Source organism: Mesorhizobium sp. M2A.F.Ca.ET.067.02.1.1, from assembly GCF_004023285.1.
Classification (GTDB): Bacteria; Pseudomonadota; Alphaproteobacteria; order Rhizobiales; family Rhizobiaceae; genus Mesorhizobium.
On the sequence record NZ_RZSB01000505.1, the window covers coordinates 1 to 4,444 of the forward strand.

Here is a 4,444-nt window from a genome sequence, read left to right on the forward strand (position 1 = left end):
GGGCAGTATCGAGGCAGCGGCAGTAGCGGCTGGAGAGGACATGGTCGATGGGGGCCGCGCGCGCCGCGAACAGCGCTCCGATGCGGCTTGCCTGCTGCTTGCCGCGCTCCGACAAATTGAGCTGCGTGGCGCAGTTGCCGATGTCGAAATTCGCCGGGTCGGTCGCCCCGGTGACGAAGGCATGTCGAAGCAGCACGACATGGCCTCCGTCGCGCAGCAGCGCCCAGCCGGCATCGGTCGCGTGGGCAAGGCTCGGAACAACCAGGAGAAAAAGCGCCAGAACAAGTCGCAGCATCGGAAGTCCTATGGCGGCCCGGGCGGGCCAAGGCCGTGATTGGCATATAGGGACCGCAAAGCCGTCCGGAACACAAGCAGAGGCGCGCCGGAGATCGGCGTGCTGCGCCGATTGCACAGCGGCCGGGGCTCGCCTATCACGGGAAAAATGTCTCCGCCCGCAAAATGACTCCGCTCACCGAAACCGTCCTCTTCGTCTTCAGCCTCGTGGCGCTTGGCTATCTGGCCGGGCTGACCAGCTATCTGAAGCCGGCGAGCGGGGAGGGCATTTCCGAATTCGCCGTCAATGTGGCGATGCCGCTGCTTCTGTTCCAAACCATGGTCAAGTCGGATTTCCACGGTGTGGCGCCATGGTCGCTGTGGGGCGCCTATTTCGCTGCCGTCGCCATCACCTGGGCCGCGGGCCATCTGGTCACGACGCGGCTGTTTGGTCGGGACGCACGCGCGGGGATCGTCGGCGGCGTGTCCTCGGCCTATTCCAATGTCGTGCTGCTCGGCGCCCCTTTCATCCTGGGCATATTCGGCGCCAGCGGCTTCGAGGTGCTGTCGCTGCTGGTCTCGGTCCACCTGCCGATCATGATGATGGCCTCGATCGTGCTGTTCGAGATGTTCGGGCGCGGCAGCGGCGAGACGGTCCACCCGCTGCGCGTTGTCAAAAGCTTCCTCAGGCGCCTGTTCATCAATCCACTGATCATCGGCATCCTGGCGGGGCTCGCCTGGCGCCTTACCGGCGCTCCGTTGCCAGACCTCGTCGAGCGGCTGGTCGACACGCTTGCCGACACGGCAGGCCCTGTGGCGCTGTTCGCCATGGGGCTTAGCCTGCGCCGCTTCGGCATCTCCGGCAATGTCAGGCCGGCGCTGGCGCTATCGGTGCTGAAGCTGTTCCTGATGCCGGCGCTGGTGCTGGCCTTCGTGTGGCTACTCGGCCTGCCGCCGCTGACCTCCAAGGTCGCGGTCGTCGTTGCGGCGCTGCCGTCGGGCATCAATTCCTACCTGATCGCCGTCCAGTTCAACACCGGCCAGGCGCTGGCCTCGAACCAGATGACGCTTGCCACGGCAAGCGCGGTGCTAACCACGTCGTTCTGGCTGACGGTGGTCGTGCACATCTTCGGATAAGCGTCAGCAAGCGTATGCGCGGCTCGCCTTTGCTGGCCCAACCCCTATATGCCATCTTGTGATTGCTTGCCTGCCTTTCCCTAGGTAAGAGCAATGCGCCGGCGTGCGGCTCTTGAAGCACGCTTCAACGGATATCCAGAAAAACGGCCGATCAGCGCGCCGAACGGAGGCCAGACCATGCTTCAGAAAACCAGCCATTTCATGCGCCAGGCCAATCTCATCAATGGTGAATGGGTGCAGGCCGACAGCGGCCAGACCATCGAGGTCAACAATCCGGCGACGGGCCTGAAGATCGGCACCGTGCCAAAGGCCGGCAAGGCTGAAACCCGCCGCGCCATCGAGGCGGCCGAGGAAGCGTTCAAGAGCTGGCGCAAGACCACCGCGCTCGAGCGCTCGAAGCTGTTACGCAAGCTGCATGACGCGATGATGGACAATCAGGACGTGCTGGCCGAGCTGCTGACCATCGAGCAGGGCAAGTCGCTCGCCGAATCCAAGGGCGAGATCGGCTCGTCCGCGGCCTACATCCTGTGGTTCGCCGAGGAAGGCCGCCGCGTCTATGGCGACATCGTGCCGTCGCCATGGGGCGACCGCCGCATCCTTGTGACCAAGGAGCCGGTCGGCGTCATCGCCGCCATCACGCCATGGAATTTTCCGTCCTCGATGCTCGCCCGCAAGATCGGTCCGGCCTTGGCCGCCGGCTGCACCGCTGTGGTGAAGCCCGCCTCGCAGACGCCTTATTCCGGCCTCGCCTGGGGCGCGCTGGTCGAGGAAGTCGGTTTCCCGAAGGGCGTCGTCAACGTCGTGACCGGCTCAGCCGGCGAGATCGGCGACGAACTCTGCACCAATCCGCTGGTCAAGAAGATCACCTTCACCGGCTCGACCGAGATCGGCAAGCTGCTGATCCAGAAGTCCGCCTCGACGGTCAAGAAGGTGTCGATGGAGCTCGGCGGCAACGCGCCGTTCCTGGTCTTCGACGACGCTGATGTCGACCGCGCGGTGGCCGGCGCCATCACCGCGAAATACCGCAATTCCGGCCAGACCTGCGTGTGCACCAACCGCTTCCTCGTCCAGGCAGGCATCTATGACCAGTTCGTCGAGAAGCTCGCCGCCGCCAGCAACAACCTCAAGGTCGGCTCGGGCCTGGAGGAAGGCGTGCAGCAGGGACCGCTGATCGACGAGAAGGCGGTCGAGAAAGTCGAGGAATTCATCGCTGATGCCACGTCCAAGGGCGGCCAGGTCGTCGCCGGCGGCAAGCGCCATGCGCTTGGCGGCTCGTTCTTCCAGCCGACGGTGATCTCCGGCGCCACGCCGAACATGCGATTCATGAAGGAAGAGATTTTTGGGCCGATCGCGCCCGTGTTCAAGTTCGAGACCGAGGAAGAGGCGGTGGCCTTGGCCAACGACACCGAGTTCGGCCTCGCCGCTTATTTCTACACCGGCAATCTCGGCCGAGCCTTCCGGGTCATGGAAGGTCTGAAATATGGCATGGTCGGTGTCAATGAAGGCCTGATCACCACGCCCGAGGCGCCGTTCGGCGGCGTCAAGGAATCGGGTCTCGGCCGCGAAGGCGGGCATCAGGGCATCGAGGACTATCTCGACACCAAATATGCCTGCTTCGGTGGCCTGGGGCTCTGATATCGACCGGCCGTACTGGATAGGTTTTGAAGAGCCGTCCGTCGTTTCACTGAAACGATGGGCGGCTCTATCTGTTTGGTTCAGCGAAATCCCGGTCGAAAAACAGTCAGACATCTGGAATTGCCTGAGCCTGCCCTTGCCGGATCATCCATAGCCGGCCTAAATCCATTGATCGACAACTTACATTTTCGGGCATGGCGATGAAGGACGGCGAGGTCTTCGGCACGACGCAGGCGGGCGAGGCCGTACGCCGGTTCACGATCCGGGGCGGCGGCTTGACCGCCAACATCATCGGACTGGGCGCGATCGTCCAGGATCTTCGACTGAACGGCCACGACGCGCCGCTGGTGCTGGGCTACGACCGCTTCGAACCCTACGAGACCGACCGCGCCTTTTTCGGGGCGGTCGTCGGCCGCTTCGCCAACCGCATTGGCGGCGGCCGTTTCACCATTGCCGGCCAGCGCTACCAGACCGAGCAGAATTTTCTCGGCAAGCACACGCTGCATGGCGGCTCGGAAGGCTATTTCCACCGGCCATGGACCGTTTCGCTGCACGGCCGCGATTTCGTGACGCTGACACTGCACGATCCGGACGGCGCGATGGGTTTTCCCGGCGCGCTCGACGTCACCTGCACCTACCGGCTGAAGATCCCCGGCACGCTCAGCATGGAACTGACCGCGACTTGCGAGGAGCCGACGCTCTGCAATCTGGCGCAGCACTCCTATTTCAACCTCGACGATGGCGGCGTCGGCGACATCCTCGACCATCGGCTGATGCTCAACGCCAGCGCCTACACGCCCGTCGATGACGAGATGATCCCGACCGGTGTCGTGAAGCCGGTCGACGGCAAGCCTTTCGATTTCCGGCAGGCGCGGGCGCTGCGCATGGAAATGGAGGGCGAGCAGCTTCAATACGACCTGAATTACTGCCTCGCCTCCAGCCGCGGGCCGCTGCACCAGGCTGCCTGGGTGCAAGGCGCCAATTCCGGCGTCGAGATGGAAGTCTGGACCACCGAGCCTGGACTGCAGCTCTATAGCGGCCAGTTCGTCGCGCCGGCATCGCCGGGGCTCGACGGCCGCCACTACAAGGCGTTTTCAGGCCTCTGCCTCGAAGCGCAGACCTGGCCGGACGCGCCGAACCGGCCCTATTTCCCGCAGGCGACGCTGTGGCCAGGGCAGATCTATCATCAGGTGACGGAATACCGCTTCCGTTTGCCTTAAGGTTTTTCGGTATTGAAGTAATGTGCGCTAAAGCTTCGACGGCGCTTAACTGTCGAATGCTGCCCTCAACGTCGCGAATGGAGCAAGCGCGCCGCGAACCTGCACGACCGCGGCCGCCACTTTATGCGCGCGGCGCACCGCGTCGGCAGGCGCGTGGCCGGCAAGCCGCGCGGCGAGAT

General features: G+C 64.0%; 4 protein-coding genes and 1 pseudogene. 3 read left to right on the forward strand and 2 right to left on the reverse strand.

The window, feature by feature from the left end; translation table 11 throughout:
- On the reverse strand, positions 1–295 hold a 295-nt coding region (locus EOA28_RS26190), incomplete at its 3' end, for a histidine phosphatase family protein (protein WP_189342193.1).
- 164 nt (positions 296–459) lie between these two features.
- Between EOA28_RS26190 and EOA28_RS26195 the strand changes: the two genes are divergently transcribed.
- The 3 genes from EOA28_RS26195 to EOA28_RS26205 all read left to right on the forward strand — a co-directional run bounded on the left by EOA28_RS26195 (position 460) and on the right by EOA28_RS26205 (position 4,265).
- Positions 460–1,410, forward strand: coding sequence for an AEC family transporter (locus EOA28_RS26195; RefSeq protein ID WP_127251543.1), 951 nt, complete (start codon positions 460–462; stop codon positions 1,408–1,410).
- A 177-nt stretch (positions 1,411–1,587) separates the two neighbouring features.
- Positions 1,588–3,045 (forward strand): NAD-dependent succinate-semialdehyde dehydrogenase, encoded by a 1,458-nt coding sequence (locus EOA28_RS26200; RefSeq protein WP_127251544.1) that lies wholly within the window; start codon positions 1,588–1,590, stop codon positions 3,043–3,045.
- Between the two features lie 194 nt (positions 3,046–3,239).
- The gene (locus EOA28_RS26205) at positions 3,240–4,265 is read left to right on the forward strand and encodes an aldose epimerase family protein (RefSeq protein ID WP_128315440.1); all 1,026 of its coding nucleotides are present in this window, start codon (positions 3,240–3,242) and stop codon (positions 4,263–4,265) included.
- A 45-nt stretch (positions 4,266–4,310) separates the two neighbouring features.
- Here the strand turns inward: EOA28_RS26205 and EOA28_RS40450 are convergent.
- Positions 4,311–4,444: pseudogene (locus tag EOA28_RS40450) on the reverse strand (carbohydrate kinase family protein); the annotation flags it as partial.

Bases quoted from the DNA above. Each gene is read 5' to 3' on its own strand.
- EOA28_RS26195 (WP_127251543.1), top strand. From the start codon at position 460: ATGACTCCGCTCACCGAAACCGTCCTCTTCGTCTTCAGCCTCGTGGCG.
- EOA28_RS26200 (WP_127251544.1), top strand. From the start codon at position 1,588: ATGCTTCAGAAAACCAGCCATTTCATGCGCCAGGCCAATCTCATCAAT.
- EOA28_RS26205 (WP_128315440.1), top strand. From the start codon at position 3,240: ATGGCGATGAAGGACGGCGAGGTCTTCGGCACGACGCAGGCGGGCGAG.